Raw genomic sequence first — 23669 nt, 5'->3', positions numbered from 1 at the left:
GTATATGAGAACGGATAATTATATTGCTTTTGTTACAGTTTGTGGATTTTTTATAGGTTTTATTTGTGCTGTATTTAAGATTGATGATCCGTTTATGATGATAGGTTTTACCTTATTTACTACTTTTGTTTTTTATATTTTAATCCATCTTGTTGTTCTTAATTTTGTTGATGCGAAGAAATTAGGTAGTAGGACTTTTGATAAATTTGCTTACGAAAATACTACAAATCATTTTATAAAAGAGCTTGAGATTAGAGAAAATAGAATGGATAAGATTATTCAGAGTGTAGAAAGTGAATTAGAAATTATCAAAAAACAAACAAAACCTGCAAGGAAATATAATGCAAAAGCGGCTTAATGCGTATGCAAGTGCTTTAAAAAATGCTCAAGATGAATTAGCTGTTAAATATCAACCAGCATTAAGAGCTATGGCATTTAGATTAAAAGAACGCTTGCCTGCTAGTGTTGATGTTAATGATTTAATAGGTGTTGGGACTGAAGAATTAATCAAATTAGCAAGACGCTATGATGATTTACAAAATGATAATTTTTGGGGATATGCTAGAAAAAGAGTATATGGTTCTATGCTTGATTTTTTAAGAAGTCTTGATACTTTAAGCAGAAGCAATAGAAAAATTGTAAAAGATATAGAAAAAATAATAAATGATTATATAAATGATTTTGATGAAGAACCAAGTGATGAGTATTTAGCAAGTGAATTAGGTATAGAAGTAGATAAGATTAAAGAAGCAAGATTAGCACAATCAATTAGCTATATCGTTCCATTAGATGAACAATTACAAGTATTAAGCGATGAAGACGCTAATGAAAGACTTGATAAAGAAAATTTATTAGAAAAAATTACCGAAGTTTTAGAAGAATTAAATGAAAGAGAACAATTGATTATTCAGTTATATTTTTATGAAGAGCTTAGTTTAAAAGAAATTAGTGAAATTTTGCAAATTAGCGAATCAAGAGTATCGCAGTTGCAAAGTAGGGTAATTAATACATTAAGAAAAAGGCTAATTGATGGCTGATATTTTATCTCAAGAAGAAATAGACGCACTTTTAAATTCCGTTGATTCAGCCGATAGTGTCCCTGAAGTAAAGAAAGAAAACGATGAAAGGCAAATCATAATATATGATTTTAAGCGTCCAAATCGTGTTAGTAAAGAACAACTTCGTGCAGTAAAAGGAATTCATGATAAATTAGCAAGAAGCCTTGCTACTCAAATTTCTCAAATGATGAGAAGTATGGTGGAAATAAAGCTACATTCAGTTGATCAGATGACTTATGGTGAGTTTTTGATGTCTTTACCAAATCCTACTAGTTTTAATGTTTTTTCAATCAAGCCTTTAGATGGAACTTGTGTTTTAGAGATAAATCCTAGTATTGCCTTTCCTATGATTGATAAATTATTAGGCGGAGCTGGAGAAGGAAGTGAAAAAAATAGAGAATTAACAGATATTGAGATTAATTTACTTGATAGTATTTTAAGAATTATGATGGGTAGGCTTAAAGAAAGCTGGTCAATAATTACTGATATGTATCCTAGCGTAGAAGCTAAAGAAAGTAGCCCAAGTGTAGTCCAAATTGTAAGCCAAAACGAAATAGTAATAATGGTTGTAATGGAGCTTACTATAGGTAATAATAGTGGTATGATTAATATTTGTTATCCTGTAATTTATTTAGAACCAATTTTAGGTCGTTTAGCAAATCGTGATGTAATGCTAGGCGAAACAAGTGCTAAAAAAAGTAGAAATAAAGAAATCAAAACCTTAGTAGGTCGTGCTGATATGGTCTATGAAGTGATTTTAGGTAAGGCTTTTATTAGCGTAGAAGAATTTTTAGGACTTGAGAATGGAAATATTATTAAGTTAAATAGAAATGCTGATGATAAAGCTATTGTGAGCGTTGATGGAAAAGATGTATTTTTAGCTCAATTTGGTATTCATAGATACCAAAAATCAATTAAGATTTTAGATTTAATTAAAACTGATAAAGATGAGGTTAAAAACATACTTGAAGCTTATGAGTTAGAGCGTAAAACAAAGGCTGCAGAATTTGATAAAGTAGTAGAAAATCAAGAAGAATTGTCAATGGAAGATGAGGATAAGATAAATGATTGATGAGTTTTTAGGTTTATTTGTAAATGAATGTATTGCCACTATTGAAGGGCTTACAGGAAAAAGTGCTAGATTTAGCGAATATAGTGAGTTTGATATTAAAAACAATGCCTTAAAACCACCTATTTTAAAAGCTGCTTTTAAAAGCGAAGATAAAGAATTTGCATTTTTATCAAGTCCAGTTTTAATGAGTGCGATTTCTGAATGGATGATGGGTGAAGAAGAAATCTCAATGAATGAGAATTTAGGCACAGATGAGCTTGACGCTAGCAAAGAAGCAATTAGCAATATATTTTCAGCATTTTCAACTTCATTAAATGCACAAAAGGATTTGCCTAAATTTAATTTTAGCTTAGAAAAATGTGAGTTTTTGACTGATGAGTGTGATTTATCTAAGTTTTATAAAATTTATTTTTATGATGTAAATATCAATGATTTAAACGAGCAAATAAGTCTTGCTATCAATGAAAAAGCTTATAAGCTTTTAAATCCTAATTCAAATTCTACAAAAGAAAGCGAAGTAAGTGCACCTAAAATGGATTTGGGTGAGTTAAAAAATATTAATTTAATAATGGATGTAAAGCTTCCGATTAGAGTTAGAATTGGTAGTAAAAAAATGCTTTTAAAAGATGTTTTAACAATGGATATAGGTTCTGTTATTGAGCTTGACCAATTAGCAAATGACCCTTTAGAAATATTAGTTGGGGATAAATGTTTTGCTGAAGGAGAAGTTGTTATTGTTGATGGAAATTTTGGTGTGCAAATTACTAAAATCGGAGATAAAAAAGAAAGGTTAGAAAGTCTTAGATGAAATCAGTTACAATTTTTGGCTCGGCTAGATTTGATGAAAATAATAAATATTATAAAGACGCTTTTGAATTAAGTGAAGTTCTAGCAAAGAACGGCTATAGCATTACTACAGGTGGTGGCGGTGGTATTATGCACGCTGCTAATAAAGCTGCTTTTTTAGTTGGCGGGGTTGAGAGTATTGGTATTAATATAAAATTACCAATGGAACAAAGATTAAATGAATATTGCACTAAATCTATTGAATTTAGCGATTTATCTTTAAGAAAAAAAGCCTTAATGCAAAATGATGTAATGATAGTTTGTGCTGGTGGATACGGAACTTTAGATGAATTATTTGAAGTTTTAACCTTAGCTCAAACAAAATTAAGAAATTATAAAATCATTTTGTATAACGAAGAATTTTTTAAACCATTAGTTGATTTTTTTAAAAATACACTTTTAAATTCCGGTGCAATTGATGAGAGTTCTTTAGATATTTTTAGCGTAGCAAATACACCTAGTGAAGTTTTAGACTTAATAAAATAATTTTTTTACCGATATACCCTAAAGATTATTAACAAGGAAAAAGAATGAGAATAACAAGCTCTTATATTTATTCACAAAATTTAGGCAATTTTCAGCGTCAGCAAAATATGATAAATGACGCAAATAACCAATTAACAAGTGGTTTGAAGATTAATCAATCTTATGATGACGCTGGAATTTATTCAGAAGGTTCAAGACTTGTTTATGAGATTTCTACATTTCAGCAAATTAGCGAAGCTGCTAGTAAAGCTATAAATATTACAAAAAACTCTGATAAAGCAGTAGATGAAATGAGTAAGGCACTAGACCAATTTAAAAACAAATTAATTCAAGGTGCAAACGAAGTTCATTCTGATACTTCTTTAAACGCTTTAGCAAATGACTTACAAAAAATAAGAGATCATATTGTAAATATTGCAAATACAAGTATTAATGGACAATATTTATTCAGTGGAACTAATGTTGGGACTAAGCCTTTTGATGAAAAGGGTAATTATTATGGCAATGATGAAAATATGCAAGTTTTACTAGGGTCTAATGTGTATAATGATTACAATATTTCAGGTCAGGAGCTTATGAAAGGTGTTGATAATGATTACAAAAAAATAATCAGCACAAATGTTCGTTTGGTTGATAGAAGATATGATATTAATAAACCAGAAGAAGTGCATTATATTACTCAAGATAGTAAGATTAAAGACTTAATTGGTAAAGAATATTTAAAACCACAAGCTAATGGAAAAGAGCTTAATGTGAATGATCATTTTTTAAAAAATGATGAAGGAAGATTTCCTGATACTTATTTTTATGTTCGTGGGACTAAGGGAAATGGTGAGAGTTTTAAAGCTAAGTTTAAGATGGGTGCTGATGAAGATGTTGGTGCTATGCTTAGTAAAATAGGTGAGTTATACGGAAATACTAAAGAAAATAAAGTAGTAGATGTAACGCTTAGCAATAATGGAACAATAGAAATTACTGATTTAAAAAATCAAGAAAGTAGAATTAATTTTTCTATGTTTGCAGCTACTGCTAAGGCTGATGATTTCGGACAAATTTATCCACCAAAAATACCTGATACACCACCAATGCCTATCATTCCTTTTCCTGTTAAAAGTGAGTTAGCAAGTGTAACTAATCCAAATGATTTAAGAAATAATAATGATGTTTTTGTTTTAGAATTTACAAATACAGGTAATATTGATACTTCTTTTACTAGCGATGGGATTGATTATTCTAGGTCTTTATTTAGTAAAAAAGATAATATCTTAAGCTCAAACATAGCTCAAGTAGATAAAAATAATAATGTAGCTACTAATGAGACTAAATTAGTTGAGGCTTCGCAAGGAACATTAAAGCTAAATCCAAATGATACTACAAGACCTGATAGTGTTTTAAAACTAGAAATTACTTCAAAAAATAAGGTGCATTATTCAATAGATTTTAATATTACTCAAGGCACTGCAACGGCTAGTTATAAACAAAATGGTCAAGATAAAAAAGTAACTTTACCTATTACAAATGTGGTTTATGATAATAATCAGCATATTTCAGATAGTGTTAAAACAAATCCTGAAAATATAACATATAAGCAATTAGGAGATATTATTTCTATGTTTGCTAGTGATAATATCCCAACTAAAGATTATCAATTAGTTAAAAAATATCCAAATCAAGCTAATTCTCCTATGATTTTAAATAATGATGATAAAGCAGAATTAGAAAGGCTGTTAATTAATTCTAAAAATTCAGTTGATGTAGGTCTTAATGAAAAAGGTCAAATGACTTTAATAGACAAAGGTGCGACTACTACTAAAATAGATTTAGCTATATTTGACGCTAATACTATGAATAAAGATGAATTTGATTTTGGAAATGATGCTAATGGTTTGCCAATTGCTGAAGGTTCTAAAAAGGGAGATTTGTTTAATTTCAATACAAATTCTACTTTAATTGTTGATGAAGGTAGGGTTGATATTATAAAAGACCTTGATAAGATGATAGAAGCTGTTAGAAATGGAAATTATAGAGCAGATAGTAATAATCCTGAATTGTTAAAAAGTGTTGGTATTCAAGGAGCTTTAAAAAGGATTGACCATTTACAAGATCATATTAATAAAGTTCATACAAAAATAGGTGCAACTCAAACAAGTATTCAAAATTCTCAAGATAGAGCAGATTTAATGAAAGTAAATGTTGAACAAGTTAAGGCGAAGGTTCTTAATTCAGACCCTGTAGAAAGCCAATTAATGCTAATGCAAGCGACAATTACCTTACAAGCTACTTTACAAGCTAGTGCGCAGGTTTCAAAATTAAGCTTATTAAATTATATGTAAGATGAAAAAAGAATTTATATTTATATTTGTTTCATTTATATTATTTTATTTTAGTTTCGGGCTGTTTTTGCCCGAAGCTAATGGATTATTTTTAGCAAGTGCTTATTTTAGCAAGGGCTTAAGAATTTGTTTTGGAAATCTTTCTTATATTTTTTTATTAGCATTTGTAGGAAATTACTTATTTGTATATAAATCTTTTAAATATGCTTTAAAAATATTAGCCAATATAATTTGTAGTATTTTGATATTATCTTTACCTTTTTCTAGTGTTTTTGATTTTGGAATTATTAGCTTTTTAGGTTTTGTAAATATTGTATTTTTTATCTTGCTTGTATTTGTTTTAATTTATTTTAATCATTCTTATATTTATTCAAAATTACAAGATAAAGATAAGTTTAAAAATCTTTTTAAAAGTAAAGAAAAACCTATTAAAAAAGAAAAAATCATAAAAGAAATAAAAACTCCTAAAGAAGACAAATCAAAACCAAAAGAAGAAATTTTAAGCGATTTAGGCAATATTAGATTTGTAAAATCATATGAAGCAAAAACTCCTAAAGAAGATGAAAAGACTAAAATTAATTTTACAAATGAACAAGGCAAAATAATTAGTGAGCCAAAAATAGTTTTAGAGCCTTTAATGCAGAAAATAAACAAAGATAGCATTAATAAAGATGATTTTAAAATAGTTAAAAACGAAATAAAAGAAGAAAAATCAGTAGAGCAAAACGAAGAAATACAAAATGAAATTCCTGTTTTAAATTCTAATGATTTTCAAGATATTTTGATAGTAGATGAGCAAGATTCTCAAAGTTTTGTCCCTAAAAAAGGCAAAAAAGTAGAGATTTTAAATGAGCTTGAAGAAAATAAAGCAATTTTAAAAGATATTGAATTAGGAGCGATTGAAATACCAAGAGATTTTGAGTTACCTAGTGTGGAATTATTAGATAAAGCCGTAACTACAGAAATAATAATTAATGAAGATGAACTTGATGAGAAAATAAACGAGCTTTTAGCAAAATTAAAGCATTTTAAGATTGATGGAGATGTGGTTAAAACATATTGGGGTCCTGTGGTTACTACATTTGAGTTTAGACCTGCTGCTGATGTAAAGCTTAGCAAAATTTCAGGCTTAGCTGATGATTTAGCTATGGCACTTAAGGCTACAAGTATTAGAATTCAAGCACCAATTCCAGGAAAAGATGTGGTAGGGATTGAAATTCCAAATAAAACTTCTCAAACAATTAATATTAGAACTATTTTTGAAGATGAATTATTTTCAAAATCTAAAAGCAAATTAACAATAGCCTTAGGTAAGGATATAGTAGGAAATACTTTTGTAACCGATTTAAAACGCTTACCGCATTTATTAATAGCAGGAACTACAGGAAGTGGTAAGAGTGTGGGTATTAATGCTATGATTTTAAGTCTTTTATATAAAAATAGCCCAAGGACTTTAAGGTTATTGATGATTGACCCTAAAATGCTTGAGTTTTCAATGTATAATGATATTCCGCATTTATTAACTCCTGTAATTACAAGAGCAGAAAAAGCAACTTTAGCTTTAAAAAATATGGTTTTAGAGATGGAAAGACGATATGAATTAATGGCTAGCGTTTATACTAAAAATATTGAAAGTTTTAATGAAAAAGCACCTAAATTAGGACTTGAGCCTTTTGCTTATATTGTAATTATTATTGATGAATTGGCTGATTTAATAATGACTAGTGGAAAAGAAGTAGAAACTTATATAGCAAGATTAGCTCAAATGGCAAGAGCAGCAGGAATTCATCTAATAGTAGCTACACAACGCCCAAGTGTAGATGTAATAACAGGTCTTATTAAGGCAAATTTACCTAGTAGATTAAGCTATAAAGTTGGAACTGGAGTTGATAGTAAGGTTATACTAGATTCTAAAGGAGCTGAGAGTTTGCTTGGTCGTGGAGATAGTTTATTTACTCCACCAGGAACAAGTCAGATAGTAAGATTGCACGCTCCATTTGCAAGTGAAGAAGAGATAATTAGAGTAGTAGAGCATTTAAAAAAACAAGAAAAAGCAAATTATGATGAGAGTATTTTACAAGATTCAAGTTTTACTCAAACCTATGTTAAAAATAATGATGATAGTGTAGATGAATTATTCAGTGAAGCTGTAAGAATTATGCAAGAGAGCGGAAAAACTAGTATTTCTTATATTCAACGCCAATTAAATATAGGTTACAATAGAGCTGCTAATATTGTAGAGCAGTGCGAAAAGCAAGGAATTTTGAGTGAACCTAATTCAAAAGGTGTAAGAAGTCTTTTATAAAAAAATCTAAGGAGAAATATGACAAAAATAGGAAAAAAAGAATTTTATGTAGTAGCATTAATGTTGTTTGCTATGTTTTTTGGTGCGGGGAATTTTATTTTGCCACCAAAACTAGGAATGGATGCGGGGAATAATTTTTATTTAGCGATTTTGTTTTTTTGTGTAACAGGTGTTGCTTTACCTGTTTTAGGTGTTGCTGCAGTTGCTAAAGCAGGAACATTAAAAGAATTAGCAAGTAGAGTAAATGTAACATTTGCAGTAATTTTTGTAGCAGTTATTTATATTACCATAGGGCCTTTAGTAGCAATTCCAAGAGCTAGCACTATGCCTTATGAAATAATGATTTTACCTTTTGTTGATAATGAATATAATGTATATTATTTAGCTTTTTATAGTTTTATATATTTTGCACTTAATTATTATATATGCTTAAATCCTAGCACTATGTTAGATACATTAGGCAAGTATTTAACGCCGATTTTACTTATTTTAATAGCAGTATTTTTTATATGCACTTTAATTTATTCAGAAGTAAATGTTAGCATTCCTAATCAAAATTACACTACCCACCCAGTAGCAACAGCATTTGTAGAAGGCTATCAGACTATGGATGCGCTTGCTGCTTTAGTATTTGGGATTAGTGTTGTTGGGGCTTTAAAATCATTAGGAGTTACTAATAAACATCAATTATCATTACTTACTATAAAAGCAGGATTATTTTCTGGAATTATTTTAATGATAGTTTATTTTGCTTTAGGGTATTTAGGCTATGTTTATGGTAATACCTTTAAAGACGCTAGTAATGGGGCTATTTTATTATCATTAATTAGTGATGATTTATTTGGTAGTTTTGGTAGATTTATTTTAGGATTTACTGCCTTACTTGCTTGTCTTACTACTACGATTGGTTTGATTGGCTCAAGTGCTAGCTATTTTAGTAGTGTTACTAAGATTTCTTATAAAACTTGGGTTATTATTTGGGTAGTTGCTAGTTTTATTTTATCAATTCAAGGTTTAACGCAGATTTTAAAAGTAAGCGTTCCTATATTAATAGCGATTTATCCAATAGCTATAGTTTTAATAATTTTATCTTTAATAAATAATTTAATAAATGAGAGCAAAATCATTTATAGATTTAGCGTTTATACTGCGGCTTTTATAGGAATTTTAAACGCAATTGATAGCTCAATCTTAAGCATAAACGATGAAAAAATATTATCTTATTTAGGTATAGCTAAATATTTAGAAATGTTGCCATTTTACTCATCTATGCTTGGCTGGGTTATACCTGTGATTGTTATGTTTATATTAGGATATATTATTAATGCCTTTAGTAAAAAAGATGATTTTTAATTAAATCATCTTGTTACAATTCTACACACTTATTTCTTATTAATTAACAATTAATATCAAAAATTAAAATTTTGTGTTAAGATTAAGCATTTTTTAAAAGGAGTGCTAATGAAAGCAAAAATTTTAAAAGAAGCACTTAATTCACAAGAAATTCTAGTAGCACCAGGAGCTTCTTGTGCTTTATATGCAAGACTTATTGAATTAGCAGGTTTTAAAGTTGTTTATGCTACAGGAGCAGGTATGGCAAATATGCAGTTTGGTTTTCCTGATATAGGACTTGTTAGTATGAATGAAATGTTAGAAAATACAAAGAGAATAAACGACGCTACAAATCTTCCCGTAATAGCAGATATAGATAATGGCTACGGCAATGCTTTAAATGTTTATAGAACAGCAAAAGAATTTAGCAAAAACAAAATAGCAGCAATTCAAATAGAAGACCAGCAACTACCAAAAAGGTGCGGGCATTTTGATGGGAAAAAATTAATATCTCAAGATGAAATGTGTGCGAAAATCAAAGCTTGTAAAGACGCTTTAGAATATGATACTTTAATAATTGCAAGAACAGACGCAATTGCTGTTAATGGTTTTGATGATGCTATTAATAGAGCTAATGCGTATTTAGAAAGTGGAGCTGATATATTATTTATAGAAGCTCCTACTAGCATAGAACAAATGGCAAGTCTTCCTAAATTAGTAAAAGCTTATCATATTGCAAATATGGTAGAAGGTGGCAAAACTCCGATATTAAGCAATGATGAATTACAAAAAATGGGCTTTAATATAGTTCTTTATGCAAACGCTACTTTAAAAGCTGCTATTAAAGGTATGAATGATTTATTAAATCATTTAAAAACTACAGGCAGAACAGATAATGCAGAACATTTAATGATTTCTATGAAAGAAAGAAATAGAATATGTGAATTTGATAAGTGGATGGATATAGAAAATAAATTTAAAGGATAATTATGAAAATTAAATGCAGTGTTTATAGGGGTGGCACGAGTAGGGGGCTAATATTTAACGCAAATGACTTGCCTAAAGATAAAAGCACTTGGGCTGATATATTTAAAAAATCCATTGATTGTCATAACCAAAACGCTATTGATGGGCTAGGTGGTTCTATATCATCAACCAATAAAATATGCGTTGTAAAAAGTGTAAATAATAAAAATTATGATATTGAGTGGGAATTCTTTCAAGCTGGGGTTATGAAAGATAGTATAGATAATAAAGGCACTTGCGGGAATTTAATAGCTGCTGTTGGAGCTTATGCTATTAATGAAAAATTATTTAGTTTTGATAGGTTTGCAAGCAATGTATGTGTTAGAATTTACAATACAAATATTAAAAAAATTATTGAATTTAAAGCTAAGATTAAAGATGGAGAATTTGTAGAAAAAGGTTCTAGTATTATGCAAGGAGTTTTTGGTGGTTGTGAGCTAGCTGATGTTTTTATTAAAAATGCAGGGGCTGAGCAAACAGGACTTAAATATCCATTAGGAAAAATTAGCAATTTTAATGGTTATAGAGCTACTTTACTTGATTTAATAAATCCATTTTTGTATGTTGATGCAAGGGAATTTGATTTAGATTTTAATTTAAATTATAATGATTTTAGTGCTTTAAAAGCTATTGAAGATTTAAACAAATTAAGAGATTTTTATGCTATTAAATTAGGTTTTGCTAAAGATGAAAATGATTTAGAAAACAATCAAGCTATACCAAAAATAGCAGCACTTTTTAAATCTGATGATAAAAGTGAATTTGATATAGGAATTAGGGTTTTAAGCCTTAGAAATCTTCACAAAAGTTCGCCTGCTAGTGGATTATATAATTTAGCCGTTGCAGCATTAGAAAATGGCACTTTAGCAAATGAGCTTAGTGGTTTAACTATGATACAAAATGGTATTCAAGATGTAAAAATTAAACATTTTTTAGGCGTAGTAGATGTTAGCGTAGAGATAGAAAGTGGTAAAATCATAGGTGTTGGACTTAAAAGAAGTGCAAGAAGAATAATGGACGGATTTATTTACATTAATTAAAAGGAGAAAATATGAAGAAATTTAAATGTAGTATTTATAGAGGTGGCACATCTAAAGCTGCTTGTTTTTATGAAAAGGATATGCCAGCAAGAGTTAAATGGGGCGAGTTTTTAGCTGATGTTATGGGGACTGCTACAAAGCAAATTGATGGAATTGGTGGTGCTGCGTCAGTAACTTCAAAAGTAGCTATAGTTGATATTAAAAATAATGAATTAACTTATACTTTCGCTCAAGTAAATATTGATAAAGAAATGGTTGATTTTAATAGTAATTGTGGAAATATTAGCTCATGCGTTGGTGCTTTTGCTTATGATTTGGGTTTGATTGATTTAAATGATTCTAAAATGTATGAAAAAATCATTATAAAAGATGAGTGTGATTTAGAAAATAAAATAATTTGCGTTAGGATTTTAAATACTAATACAAATAAATATTTAAAAGCTAGATTCAAATTAAGCGATGATTTAAAAAGTTTTGAACCAGCAGGAGATACTAAAATAGCAGGAGTGCCAAATACAGCTAGTGAAATTAAATTAGGTTTTATTAATCCTGAAGGCTCTATGAATAAAGGATTATTGCCTACAAATTCTGCAAAACAAGTTGTAAATACAAGTTTTGGCAATATTGAAATTAGTATAGTAGATGCTGGAGCAGCGCTTGTGTTTATGAGAGCTAAAGATTTATTAAGTGGCAATATATATGATGAAATTTCTCAAAACGAGCTTGATAAAATTGAAGAAGTAAGAAGCATAGCAAGTGAGCTAATTGGCTTAGCAAAAAAAGAAGAAGCAACAGCAAAAAATCCATCAGTGCCTAAAGCTTGTTTGGTTGATTTCGTGCAAGATTACACTAGCACAAGTGGTGCTAAAATATCAAAAAATGATATAAATGTATGCGTTAGAATGATGAGTATGCAACGCCCACACCCATCAATTGCAGTCACAGGAACGGTATGTATTTCAATGGCAGCAAAGACACAAGGCACATTAATTAATGAGCATTTAAGTAGCTTTTCTAATGAATTAGTAATAGCTCATCCAAGTGGGACAATTACGGGATTTATTGATAATGATAGCGTGAGTGTTATTAGGACTGCAAGATGCTTAATGCAAGGCTATGTATTTACTAGAAAAGATTATTAAGTTAAATTTCTAATTTAAATTCCTTTTTTGGAATTTAAATTAGGATTAAGTATTTTATAAATTAATAATTGCTTATAAAATACTTTAAAAATTATTTGATTTGATATTATTTTTTTCGTGTTTATTTAAAAACTCTTTCATATTAGACACTTCACAAGTAAATCTTCCTAGACTTTCATCAGAGCGAATTACTCTATGGCAAGGTAGTATTATTAAATAAGGGTTTTTTGATAATGCAGTTCCTACTGCACGATAGGCTTTAGAATTTATTCTATATGCTAATTCTTTATAAGTTATAGTGTTTGCATAAGGTATATTTTTAAGTTCATTTAAAACTTCTTTTGTAAAAGTAGAAAATTTATCAAGATTAAGTTTTATATTTGTAAAATCAAAATCTTCTCCCTTAAAATACTTTAAAAGTTCAGATTTTACTAATGAAGTTATTTGATTTGGTTTTTCTTTTAAAGTAGCAAGATTTGTAATATCAACTGAAATCAAATACTCATCATTAGCTTTTATTAAAACTATAAAGTTTTTAAATTTTATAATTTCAATATACATTAAGAGCCAAAACTACCAGAACTATTAGCACCACTTGTGCTTTGGCTTTTAAAAAATCCACTACTTTTTGAAGCTCCTGCACTAGGTGTGCTTTTAAAGCTATTTACACTTCTTTGATATGTGCTTGGGTTTTGATAATGCGTAGCTTTGTTTGCATTAAAATGTGAATTATTAAATAGCTTATTGCCTATCCAAGAGCCAATTATTGCACCTGCTACAGAGCTTAGCAAAACTTCGCCTAATGAATGATTTGAACCAATACTTTCATTTGTTAATGAGCTTTGATTTGCTTCTATTTTTGCATTTTCAGCTTTTATTAGCTCATCCATCTCAGCCTTGCTTAATACTCTTTCATTTCCATTTAATTCTTTTAGAACTACTCTTGTTTCATCGCTTGGAAATTCATCTTTAATTCTGTATTGTTTAGGAGCATATTCTTCTATTATTAAAAATGAGCCTTTAGCTTGTTGTTGCTCTTCACCACCACAAGCACTTAATAATGAACCAGCTACAATTGCAGTTAAAGACGCTTTGTAAGTTAAGTTATTTAAATTCTTAAACATTTTTCCTCCTAAATCTTTGATAATTTTTTGTTTCTTATAAATACTTGATTGTTTTCTAGTTTTATTTTTTTACTTTTAAAAAGCCTTGATATGAGATATTTTTTTATTTTTTCACGCTTTTTTTTCTTAAATCTTAATAAATATTCATCTATTAAAATCCATTTTGCTTTTATAATTACTGGTAGATTTATTTTATTTTTTAATTCTTCGTTTTCTTTTTTTAATTCTTCGTTGCTTAGTTTTAAGATTTTTATTTGTTCTAATAGCTCATCTTTAATAGCTAAACTATTTTGTTCTGGTTCTATTAAAACATAGGTTTTATTATCTTCTTTTATTGATTTTAAAGTGCCTCTTCTAATTCTATTATAAATAGCTTCTTTGCTGATATTTAAGTATTTTGCGGCGTCTTTTACTAAGAGTTTCATTTCTAACCTTTAAAAAGGGGATAACCCCTTTTTATTAAAGCTTTGCTTCGTAATGTCTTAACATATATAGGCGTTTTAGCATTTTTTTTCTAGCTGAAATTTTTTGTTTTTTGCGAATTTCAGTCATAGGTTCAAAAAAGCGTCTTGCTCTAACTTCTGTTACGATTAGGTTACGATCAGTTTGCTTTTTGAATTTGCGATAAGCCTCGTCAAAAGATTCGTTATTATGAACTTTAATCCCTGGCACGGCAATCACTTCCTTTCGTTGTAAAATTAAAAGTGCTAATTTATAAAAAAATTGTTAATAAACAAAATATTTTTTAATTTACTATTCTTAATTTTTAAAGACTAAAATTATCTTAAAATTACAAATTAAGTTAAAATTAAGGAGAGCGTAATGGGAAATATTACAAATTATTTTAAAAAGCGAACTACATTTTATGTTTTACTTACCTGTATTATCTTTATTATTCCATTTATTAGAATAAATGGTAATCACTTATTTTTGCTTAGTTTTGATAAACAAAAATTAGATTTATTTTTCATATCTTTTAATACAAACGAGTTGTATTTAATGCCATTTTTATTAATTATGATGTTTGTATTTATTTTTTTTATTACAAATTTACTTGGTAGAGTTTGGTGTGCTTGGGGCTGTCCTCAAACTATATTTAGAATAATTTTTAGAGATTTAATACAAACTAAATTATTTAGAATTTATAGTGGTAGAAAAAATAAACAAAATAAACCAAGAAATAAAATATTTGCAAGAATTGCAAGTGTTATTGTGTTTTATCCAATTAGCTTAATTGCTGCAAGTAATTTTTTGTGGTATTTTGTTCCACCTGAAGATTTCTTTACTTATCTTGACCATTTTAATGAACACTTACTTTTATTTGGAATTGTTTTATGCTTATCTTTATTTATAACATTTGATATTACTTTTATTAAAGAGAATTTTTGTGCTTATATTTGTCCTTATGCAAGAATTCAAAGCGTTATGTTTGATAACGACACAAAAAGTGTTATATATGATGAAAGTCGTGGCGGAATTATTTATAAAGATGGAGAAAAAATTATAAAAAAACCAATAGGCGGAGAATGTATAGCTTGTGAAGCCTGTGTAAAAATATGCCCAACTCATATAGATATTAGAAAAGGAATGCAACTTGATTGTATAAATTGTCTTGAATGTGCTGATGCTTGTTCAAATGTTCAAGCAAGATTTAATAGACCACCATTAATATCTTGGTCTAGCACAAAAGAAATAAAAACTAAAGAAAAACTTAAATTCTTTAGATTTAGAACTATTGTTTATATAGTTGTATTGTGTGCTATGTTTATTGGGTTAGTTTTAACGGCTGGTAGTAAAGAAACTATGCTTATGAATATAAATAGAACTACTGAATTATACACAATAAATAAAGATGAAAATTATGTTGATAATGCCTATGTTATATTATTTCACAATACTAGCAAGCAAGACCATAGATTTTATTTAGAAATATTAGATGATGATATTAGTATTTTAAAACCTAAAAAAGATTTTAGAGTTAAAGCTGGTGAGAAATTAAAACAAATTGTTATTTTAAGAAGCGAGCTTAAGAAAGTTAAAAAACATCATAAGCATATTAATATAAGAGCTTATGCCTTAGATGATGATAAAATATTTACTATAAAGGATACAATATTTATATATCCTAAGGAGAAAAAATGGAAGGAAAAGAAGAAATAATTTTAAAAGTAGCCCTTGAACTATTTTTAGAAAAGGGCTATGAAAATACAAGTTTAAACGATATTGTTAAAGTAACTGGCGGTTCTCTTGCGACGATATATAAAAAATTTGAAAATAAAAATAATTTATTTTTAAAGGCTTTAAAATTTAGGGCAGAAACTAGGTTAGAGAATTTAAAAATTATGATTTCTTCAAAAGCCAACTTGGATTTACCAGATTTTTTAAATGTATTTGGTAATGAATATTGTAATTTTTTTATAGGCGAAGATAATGCAAAATTTTTAAGATTAGTTCTTGAGAGAACTTATCAAGATATTAATTTTAAACAAGAATGTGCAAAAGCAGATAAAGATGTAATAATTAGATTTTTATGTGAAGTATTTGAGAAAAAAATTAAAAAAGAAATTCTAAATGAAATAAGTGCTTATAATTTAGCTAATTTATACTGCTCTATGATTAGAAGTAATAAGATTTTTGATTTGATTTTTAACTCTAAAGAAATCTTTACAAAAGATGAATTAAGTGAGCATGTAAAAAATGTAAATATCTTATTTTTAAGGGCTTTGCGTTAATTTCATTAACTTAAATGTAATTATAATTACATCTTTCAAATTTAAAATTACAACAAGGAAAATTTATGAAAAGACTTATTAAATTAAGTTTCGTTGCTAGCTTGTTATTATTTACAGCTTGCAATGACAAGGTAGAGCAAAAGCAGCAAGAAATGCCACCTTCTATTGTAGATATTAAAAAAGTAAGTTTAGAAAATGCTGAAATTTATTATCAATATGCAGCGAAATTAGAAGCTAACAAAGATGTAGTAGTTTTGCCAAAAGTATCTGGCGAGATTAAAAAAATATTATTTAAAGATGGCGATTTTGTAAAACAAGGAACAATTTTATATAAGATTGATGATGAGCAATATAAAGCTAGTTTGGATTTAGCGTTAGCTGATGTTGGTGTTGCTAAAGCAAACTACGAAAACGCTAATACTGATTATAATAGAACTAAAGACTTATATGCTAAAAAAGCAGTTAGTCAAAAAGAATTTGATACAAAAGAAGCAGCCTTTAAAAGTGCAAAAGCTAGTTTAGATAAAGCTAATGCAGCTTATAAGATAGCTAAATTAAACTATGATTATACTAATGTAAAAGCTCCATTTGATGGATATGTGCAAGCTTCGTTAGTTGATGCTGGAAGCTATGCTAATGCAAATAATACTCAATTAGTAAAAATTGTAGATCAAAATACTTTAAAAGCTACATTTTTTATATCAGATACAAATATGGAACAAATTAAAAGAAATAATAATGATTTAAAAAGTGCAAAAGCTAATTTTACTTTAAATGGTAAGACTTATGAAGGTAAAGTTGAGTTTATATCAAATTACAATGAATTAGCAAGCACTAAAGCTTATGCGGTTTTTGAAAATACTAATCAAGAATTAAGTGCAGGAACCTTTGTTAGTCTTAAACTAAGCAATATTATGCAAAATGATTCTTTTGTAATTAGTAGAGAAAATTTATTACAAGATATTGATGGATATTATGTATTTGTTAAAGACAAAAATATAACAAAACAAATTCATGTTAAAACAATTTTTGATGATGAGAAAATTGCCGTAATTGACGCAAAAACAAGTGATTTAAAAGTTGATGATGAATTGATTTTAAATAATTATAAAAAGATTTATCCTGGCGCAAAAATAGCAACTAAGGCAGAATTTGGTGCGATGATGCAAAAGCAAGCTCCTAAAGAGCAGACTAAGGAACAATAATGTTTTCTAAGTTTTTTATATATAGACCAGTATTTGCAATAGTTGTTTCAATCATAATTACTATTGCTGGTATTTTAGGAATGAAGGGTTTGCCTATTGAAGAATATCCTAATGTAACATCTCCAACGGTTAGGGTAACTGCTAATTATTCTGGCGTTGATGCAGCTACGCTTTCTCAAAATGTAGCAAGTATTCTTGAAGACGCAATTAATGGTGTTGAAGATATGATTTATATAACTTCAAGCTCAAGTTCAAGTGGTTTGATGTTTTTAAATGTTTATTTTAAGGTTGGAAAAGACCCATCAAAAGCATTAATTGATGTTAATAATAAAGTTCAAAGCGTTCAAGCAAAAATGCCTGAAGAAGTTAAAAAATTAGGTGTTAGTGTTGATGAAACTAGCTCAAATATTTTAGCTGTTGTTTCGTTTTATTCTCCTGATGATAGCCGTGATGAAACTTATCTAAGTAACTATGCTACATTAAATGTGGCTGAAGAGTTAAAGAGATTAGAAGGTATTGGTAGTGCTGAAGTAGTTGGAGCTAAAGATTATTCTATGAGAATTTGGCTTGATTCAGAAAAGCTTAATAAATATGATTTAAATCCAGCTGTTGTAAGTGCAGCTATAAGAGAACAAAACTCACAATATCCAACAGGAACGATAGGCGATTTACCTATGAAAGAAATTAGTCCATTTGTTTATACAATGAGTGCTAAAGGTAAGCTTAGTAAGGTAAGTGATTTTGAAAATATCATAATAAAAGCACTTCCAAATGGAAATATTTTATATTTAAAAGATATAGCAAGAGTAGAGATAGGAACTAAAAACTATGGTTTTGCTGGACTTAATAATGGCAAAAAAATGGTTCCTATGATGATTAATTTAAAATCAGGTGCAAATGCTATAGCAGTAGCTCAAGCTGTGAAAGAAAAATTAGAAGAGCTAAGTAAATTCTTCCCAAGTGGTGTTGCTTATAGTATGCCTTATGATACTACTGATTTCGTAAAAGATAGTATAAGCGAAGTTGTTCAAACATTTGTTGAAGCTATTTTACTTGTTTTAATAGTTATGTATATGTTCTTAAAAAACCTTCGTGCAACTATTATTCCATTAATTGCTGTGCCGGTTTCTTTACTTGGAACTTTTGCTTTCCTTTATGTTTTTGGTTTTACAATCAATCTTATTACATTATTTGCTTTAGTTTTAGCAATTGGCATTGTTGTTGATGATGCTATTGTCGTTGTAGAAAATGTTGAGCGTGTGTTTAGAAGTGGTATTACAAAAGATGTAAAAGCAGCTACTAAAATGGCAATGGATGAAGTAACCGGACCTGTAATTTCTATCGTTTTAGTATTAAGTGCGGTATTTATTCCTGTATCATTTTTAGATGGATTTGTAGGGCAAATTCAAAGACAATTTGCAATTACTCTTGTAATTTCTGTTTGTATTTCAGGTTTTGTTGCATTAACGCTAACTCCTGCATTATGCGGTATATTATTAAAAGACCATGAAGATAAGCCTTTTTATTTAGTTAAAAAATTTAATGACTTTTTTGATTGGAGTATTAATATTTTTGGTAGTGCAGTTGCAAAAGTTTTAAGACATGTAATTCCAAGTTTAATAGTGGTTGCTATATTCTTTTATGGAATTTTTGCCTTACTAAAAATTATTCCTAGTTCTCTTGTTCCTAGCGAAGATAAGGGTGCTGTATTGGTTTTATCACAATTAAAATCTTCTAGCAACCTAGATAAGACTCTAGCCTTTAATAATAAAATCTATGATATGGTTAAGAATAATCCTGCAGTAGAAAGTATGATTTCTTTAAATGGATTTGATGTAGAGAGTTCAGCTCTTTCTCCAAGTGCTGGAATTTCATTTATTACATTAAAAGATTATAAAGATAGAAAAGATTTAGGTATTAATGGAGATAGTGAAAATTTAGCTAATACTTGGATGAAAAATATGTGGCTTGACCCTGATGGTTTTGCATTTTTCTTAAATCCACCACCGATTATGGGGCTTTCTTTAACAGGCGGATTTGAAATGTATGTGCAAAATAAATCAGGTAAAAGTTATGAAGAAATTAAAAAAGATATAGATACTTTACTTGCAGCAGCATCAAAAAGACCTGAATTAACTCAAGCAAGAACGACTTTAAACACTGATTACCCTGAGTTAAAAGTAAGTGTTGATGAGAAAAAAGCTAAAATTTTAGGGCTTAGTTTAAGTGATATATATTCAAATTTAAATTTAATTTTTGGTTCTGTTTATGTGAATGATTTTACTGCTTTAGGTAAAAATTTCCAAGTAAATGTAAGAGGCGATGAAGAATTTAGAAATAAAAGAACAAGTCTTGAAAATATTTATGTTAAAAATAGTGAAGGCAAAAGCATATCTTTAGCTAGTGTTGTTGATATTAAGCCAAGTGTAGCAGCGTTTTCAGTAACTAGATTTAACCTTTTCCCAGCTGCAAAAGTTACAGCTTCGCCAGCTCCAGGATATACTAGTGGAGATGCTATTAATGCTATAGTTGAAGTATTTAATGAAACTATGAATAAAGATGAATATTCTTATGCTTGGGCAGGAAGTTCTTATGAAGAAGTAAATGCTAGTGGTAGCGGTTCTACTGCATTTGCATTAGGTATGGTATTTGTATTTTTAATACTTGCAGCTCAATATGAAAGATGGTTAATGCCACTTGCAGTAATTACAGCAGTTCCTTTTGCAGTATTTGGAAGTTTAGCAGCAACTTATTTAAGGGGTATGCAAAATGACATATATTTTCAAATAGGTTTATTATTGTTAATTGGTCTTAGTGCAAAAAATGCTATATTAATTGTTGAATTTGCTATGGAAGAAAAATATAAACACGGCTTAAATACTTATGATGCAGCTATAAAGGCGGCAAAACTTAGATTTAGACCTATTATTATGACTTCTTTAGCGTTTGGTTTTGGTATTTTACCTTTAGTATTTAGCGAAGGTTCAGGTAGTGCTGCTAGACACTCACTTAGCACAGGGCTAGTTGGTGGTATTATTATAGCTTCTAGTATATCTATTTTATTTGTGCCTTTATTTTTCTATTTACTAGAGAGTTTAAATGATAAGGTTTTTAAAAAGAAAGGAAAGCAAATTAATGAATAAGCTTTTAATATCAGCAATCGCAGCTTTATTTTTAGCTGCTTGCTCTAGTGTTAATAATTATGAGCTTAAAACTCCAAATAATTTAGATAATAATACTAAATTTGAAATTAAAGATTGGAGAAGTTTAGGTAATGATGCAAATCTTAATCGCTTGATTGAGATTGCTATGGAAAACAATGAAGATGTTAAAATGGCTATTAATAATCTTTTAATAGCTGAATCAAATTTAGTAAGTGTTGGCATTAAAAGAGAGCCTAGTATTAATCTTGGAATTAATGCAAATGAGAGATTAATTAAACACCAAAAGCCAACTTACGGACATTCTTTAGGTCTTAATTTATCTTATGAAATAGATTTATTAAATAAATTTGGTAAGGCTAAAGATAACGCTATTTATAGTGCTAATATTAGCGAATTTGATGTAGAAAATACTTATCAAACTATTGGATTTAGTATCGCAAAACTTTATTATCAAGTTGTAGCAACTAATAAAAAAATAGAAATTTTAGAAGACTTTATAAATAGCTATGAAAAAACTTTAAAATTAAAAGAAGAGCAATATAAATTAGGCTTTATTACAAAATCAGTTCTTTTACAAACTAAAGAACAATTTACTCTAAATCAAACTAAATTAAGAAGTTTAAAATTAGAAAGAGATTTGTATATTAATTCTTTAGATATTTTAGTTTATGGATTAAATCAAGAAAAAGAACCAATTAAATTTGCTAATAACTTAATAGAAGATTTTGTTATGCCAGCTACTATACCAAGCTCTGTTATGACAAATCGTCCTGATATAGCAAAAGCAATTTTAGATGTAAAAATAGCTCATAATAATGCAAAAATTGCTTGGGATAGCTTTTTTCCAACCTTTACAATAGGTGCTGGTGTTAGTTGGAGTGGAGATACACATAATGTATTTTCTGACCCTGTTGGCTCGATTACTGCTAGTTTGTTACAACCTTTATTTAATTTAGGTGATGTTGATGAGCAAGTAATTAGAGCAAATTTAGCTCAAGATAATGCAGTATTAAGCTATGAAAAAGTAGTCAAAACTGCGTTAAAAGAAATAGAAGATGCTATTTTAAAATATAATAATGCCGAAGTTAAATTAAGAGATTATGATGAAATAGTAAAACTAGAAGAAGAAATTTATGAGTTTAATAAGCTTAAATTTAATGAAGGAGAAATCAGCTTTTTAGAATTCTTAGATAGCGAAAGAGCTTTGCAAAATAGCTTAATAGAGCAAATTGATTTAAAATTAGGCAAGATAACTGCAGGAATTGATGCTTATAAAGCTATTGGAGTTAAAAAACTTGAATTTAGGAAGTGATTTTTATATGAACCTAGCCTTAAAAGAGGCTTGGAAATATCAATTCTTAACTTATCCAAATCCTGCCGTAGGTTGTCTAGTATTAGATAAATACGGCAAGATTTTAAGTATTAAAGCACACCAAAAAGCAGGAACATTTCACGCAGAAAGATTATGTGTGAATGAAATCTTAGAAAAATATGGAAAAGATGCTTTAAAAGATAGTGTTTTTTATGTAACTTTAGAGCCTTGCAGTAAGCAAGGTCGCACTCCACCTTGTCATGAATTATTAATAAAATATAAAGTTAAAGAAGTAAATATAGGCTCAAGTGATAGTTCTCAAAATGGTATAAATGAATTAAGACAAGCTGGAATTAAAGTAAATCTTGGGATTTTACAAGATGAATGCGATAAATTAATTGCTCCATTTAAATTCTGGCTAGATAATAAGCCTTTTGTTTTATTTAAATTAGCAATTAATCTAAATTATAACAATGAAGGTAGTATTAGTAATGAGTATTTAAGGACATATTTTCACGAAATTAGAACCAATATAGATTATTTAATAATTTGTGGCAATACTTTAAGACTTGATAATCCTATGCTTGATGCTAGATATTCTACCAGCAAAAAAGCACCTAATTTATTAGTATTTTCAAAATATTTTCAAGATTTAAATTCTAATTTTAAATCTCTAAATATTTTTAAAACTAATAGAGAAATTATTTTTGGTAAAAATCCTTTAAAATTAAAAGATGAATTGCAAGAGCAAAATATTAAATTTGTAATGATTGAAGGCGGGTTTAATGCCTTAGAACTTTTCAAAAATCAAATAGATTGGTTGTTTTTACAACAAAGTAATTCTACTTATAAAAATTCAAATAACTTTAAGTTAAGTTTAAGTCCTATTTATCAAAGCACTACAAAAGATTTTTATAATAAACCACACGAATACCAACAATTCGGATTTTATGAAATAAGGGAATAAATGTTAGAAAAATATTTTGAAAAATTCCTAGTAAATTCTAGGTTTATTACAATCTTACCTGTTATTTTTGGTCTTTTAGGTGCTTTTATGTTATTTTTTATTGCTAGTTTTGATGTGTATAAGGTCATAAAAGTTACATATACTTATTATTTTTTAGGTGCTGATATTGACATTCACGAAGAAGCTGTAAGCACTATAGTTGGAGCTGTTGATTTATATTTAATGGCTTTAGTTTTTTATATATTTTCTTTTGGAATATATGAATTATTTATAAGCGATGTTGAAGAATTTAAACAATACAAACAAAGCAAGGTTTTAGAAGTTCATAGTTTAGATGAGCTAAAAGATAAGCTTGGTAAAGTTATTATTATGGTTTTAGTTGTTAATTTTTTTCAACACGCACTTAATTTAAAATTTAGTTCAAGTATGGATATGCTTTATTTAGCAATCGGTATTATGTGTATTTGCCTTGGATTATGGGCTTTACATAAAAGTGATAATAAATCTAAAGAACACTAAGGAGCA

At 28.4% G+C, this 23669-nt stretch carries 22 protein-coding genes; 18 read left to right on the top strand and 4 right to left on the bottom strand.

The genetic code is table 11. From position 1 onward, the window contains the following. Positions 1-4 precede the first annotated feature (4 nt). The 11 genes from AVBRAN9334_RS06840 (at position 5) to AVBRAN9334_RS06790 (ending at position 12640) form a co-directional block, all read left to right on the top strand. A complete protein-coding gene (locus AVBRAN9334_RS06840; protein ID WP_214117269.1) occupies positions 5-358 on the top strand; it encodes a hypothetical protein in 354 nt (117 codons plus the stop codon). Continuing rightward, complete coding sequence (locus AVBRAN9334_RS06835; protein ID WP_442862352.1) at positions 342-1037, top strand: RNA polymerase sigma factor FliA; 696 nt, start codon at positions 342-344, stop codon at positions 1035-1037. Before AVBRAN9334_RS06840 ends, AVBRAN9334_RS06835 begins: the two co-directional genes overlap by 17 nt. Beyond that, complete coding sequence (gene fliM / locus AVBRAN9334_RS06830; protein ID WP_214119942.1) at positions 1030-2130, top strand: flagellar motor switch protein FliM; 1101 nt, start codon at positions 1030-1032, stop codon at positions 2128-2130. The genes AVBRAN9334_RS06835 and fliM overlap by 8 nt, the downstream gene beginning before the upstream one ends. Continuing rightward, complete coding sequence (fliY, locus tag AVBRAN9334_RS06825; protein ID WP_336607339.1) at positions 2123-2938, top strand: flagellar motor switch protein FliY; 816 nt, start codon at positions 2123-2125, stop codon at positions 2936-2938. Before fliM ends, fliY begins: the two co-directional genes overlap by 8 nt. Then, on the top strand, positions 2935-3462 hold the full coding sequence (locus AVBRAN9334_RS06820; RefSeq protein ID WP_336607338.1) for a TIGR00730 family Rossman fold protein: 528 nt from the start codon (positions 2935-2937) through the stop codon (positions 3460-3462). The genes fliY and AVBRAN9334_RS06820 overlap by 4 nt, the downstream gene beginning before the upstream one ends. 44 nt (positions 3463-3506) lie before the next feature. Further along, complete coding sequence (locus AVBRAN9334_RS06815) at positions 3507-5795, top strand: flagellin N-terminal helical domain-containing protein (protein ID WP_336607337.1); 2289 nt, start codon at positions 3507-3509, stop codon at positions 5793-5795. A 1-nt stretch (position 5796) separates the two neighbouring features. Further along, positions 5797-8100, top strand: a complete 2304-nt coding sequence (locus tag AVBRAN9334_RS06810) for a DNA translocase FtsK (RefSeq protein WP_336607336.1) — start codon at positions 5797-5799, stop codon at positions 8098-8100. Positions 8101-8118: 18 nt separating this feature from the next. Beyond that, positions 8119-9453: a branched-chain amino acid transport system II carrier protein gene (brnQ, locus tag AVBRAN9334_RS06805; protein WP_336607335.1), complete on the top strand. Its 1335-nt coding sequence runs from the start codon at positions 8119-8121 to the stop codon at positions 9451-9453. Positions 9454-9561: 108 nt separating this feature from the next. Next, positions 9562-10419 carry an isocitrate lyase/PEP mutase family protein gene (locus tag AVBRAN9334_RS06800; RefSeq protein ID WP_214119946.1) on the top strand — a complete coding sequence of 286 codons (858 nt, stop codon included), beginning with the start codon at positions 9562-9564 and terminating at the stop codon, positions 10417-10419. A 2-nt stretch (positions 10420-10421) separates the two neighbouring features. After that, positions 10422-11498 carry a PrpF domain-containing protein gene (locus AVBRAN9334_RS06795; protein ID WP_336607334.1) on the top strand — a complete coding sequence of 359 codons (1077 nt, stop codon included), beginning with the start codon at positions 10422-10424 and terminating at the stop codon, positions 11496-11498. 11 nt (positions 11499-11509) lie between these two features. After that, on the top strand, positions 11510-12640 hold the full coding sequence (locus AVBRAN9334_RS06790; protein ID WP_214117255.1) for a PrpF domain-containing protein: 1131 nt from the start codon (positions 11510-11512) through the stop codon (positions 12638-12640). Positions 12641-12724: 84 nt separating this feature from the next. On the opposite strand, the gene AVBRAN9334_RS06785 is transcribed toward AVBRAN9334_RS06790, so the two are convergent. Genes AVBRAN9334_RS06785 through rpsU form a run of 4 tightly spaced genes read right to left on the bottom strand, consistent with a single transcriptional unit; the run spans position 12725 to position 14436 of the window. Beyond that, positions 12725-13201 carry a methylated-DNA--[protein]-cysteine S-methyltransferase gene (locus AVBRAN9334_RS06785; RefSeq protein ID WP_239803544.1) on the bottom strand — a complete coding sequence of 159 codons (477 nt, stop codon included), beginning with the start codon at positions 13199-13201 and terminating at the stop codon, positions 12725-12727. Beyond that, positions 13201-13764 (bottom strand): UPF0323 family lipoprotein, encoded by a 564-nt coding sequence (locus AVBRAN9334_RS06780; RefSeq protein ID WP_336607333.1) that lies wholly within the window; start codon positions 13762-13764, stop codon positions 13201-13203. Before AVBRAN9334_RS06780 ends, AVBRAN9334_RS06785 begins: the two co-directional genes overlap by 1 nt. An 8-nt stretch (positions 13765-13772) precedes the next feature. Then, positions 13773-14189 carry a helix-turn-helix domain-containing protein gene (locus AVBRAN9334_RS06775; protein ID WP_214117248.1) on the bottom strand — a complete coding sequence of 139 codons (417 nt, stop codon included), beginning with the start codon at positions 14187-14189 and terminating at the stop codon, positions 13773-13775. A 34-nt stretch (positions 14190-14223) separates the two neighbouring features. Continuing rightward, the gene (gene rpsU, locus AVBRAN9334_RS06770; RefSeq protein WP_214117291.1) at positions 14224-14436 is read right to left on the bottom strand and encodes a 30S ribosomal protein S21; all 213 of its coding nucleotides are present in this window, start codon (positions 14434-14436) and stop codon (positions 14224-14226) included. Between the two features lie 150 nt (positions 14437-14586). On the opposite strand from rpsU, the gene ccoG reads away from it, so the two are divergent. The 7 genes from ccoG to AVBRAN9334_RS06735 all read left to right on the top strand — a co-directional run bounded on the left by ccoG (position 14587) and on the right by AVBRAN9334_RS06735 (position 23663). After that, the gene (ccoG, locus tag AVBRAN9334_RS06765; RefSeq protein WP_336607332.1) at positions 14587-15924 is read left to right on the top strand and encodes a cytochrome c oxidase accessory protein CcoG; all 1338 of its coding nucleotides are present in this window, start codon (positions 14587-14589) and stop codon (positions 15922-15924) included. Further along, complete coding sequence (locus AVBRAN9334_RS06760; protein ID WP_214117243.1) at positions 15903-16496, top strand: TetR/AcrR family transcriptional regulator; 594 nt, start codon at positions 15903-15905, stop codon at positions 16494-16496. The genes ccoG and AVBRAN9334_RS06760 overlap by 22 nt, the downstream gene beginning before the upstream one ends. A 65-nt stretch (positions 16497-16561) precedes the next feature. Further along, positions 16562-17701, top strand: a complete 1140-nt coding sequence (locus AVBRAN9334_RS06755; RefSeq protein WP_239803546.1) for an efflux RND transporter periplasmic adaptor subunit — start codon at positions 16562-16564, stop codon at positions 17699-17701. Then, entirely contained in the window at positions 17701-20844 is a 3144-nt protein-coding gene (locus AVBRAN9334_RS06750; RefSeq protein WP_336607331.1) for an efflux RND transporter permease subunit, read from the top strand. Before AVBRAN9334_RS06755 ends, AVBRAN9334_RS06750 begins: the two co-directional genes overlap by 1 nt. Next, positions 20837-22177, top strand: coding sequence for a TolC family protein (locus tag AVBRAN9334_RS06745; protein WP_336607330.1), 1341 nt, complete (start codon positions 20837-20839; stop codon positions 22175-22177). The genes AVBRAN9334_RS06750 and AVBRAN9334_RS06745 overlap by 8 nt, the downstream gene beginning before the upstream one ends. Further along, the gene (gene ribD, locus AVBRAN9334_RS06740; RefSeq protein WP_250325123.1) at positions 22131-23144 is read left to right on the top strand and encodes a bifunctional diaminohydroxyphosphoribosylaminopyrimidine deaminase/5-amino-6-(5-phosphoribosylamino)uracil reductase RibD; all 1014 of its coding nucleotides are present in this window, start codon (positions 22131-22133) and stop codon (positions 23142-23144) included. The genes AVBRAN9334_RS06745 and ribD overlap by 47 nt, the downstream gene beginning before the upstream one ends. After that, complete coding sequence (locus tag AVBRAN9334_RS06735) at positions 23145-23663, top strand: YqhA family protein (RefSeq protein WP_214117232.1); 519 nt, start codon at positions 23145-23147, stop codon at positions 23661-23663. It begins immediately after the preceding gene. Positions 23664-23669: the final 6 nt, after the last annotated feature.

This window comes from Campylobacter sp. RM9334 (genome assembly GCF_020138145.1).
Taxonomy (GTDB): domain Bacteria; phylum Campylobacterota; class Campylobacteria; order Campylobacterales; family Campylobacteraceae; genus Campylobacter_E.
Note: the sequence above shows the minus strand (reverse complement) of the source record. Positions and strands in the feature narration are given on the sequence as shown.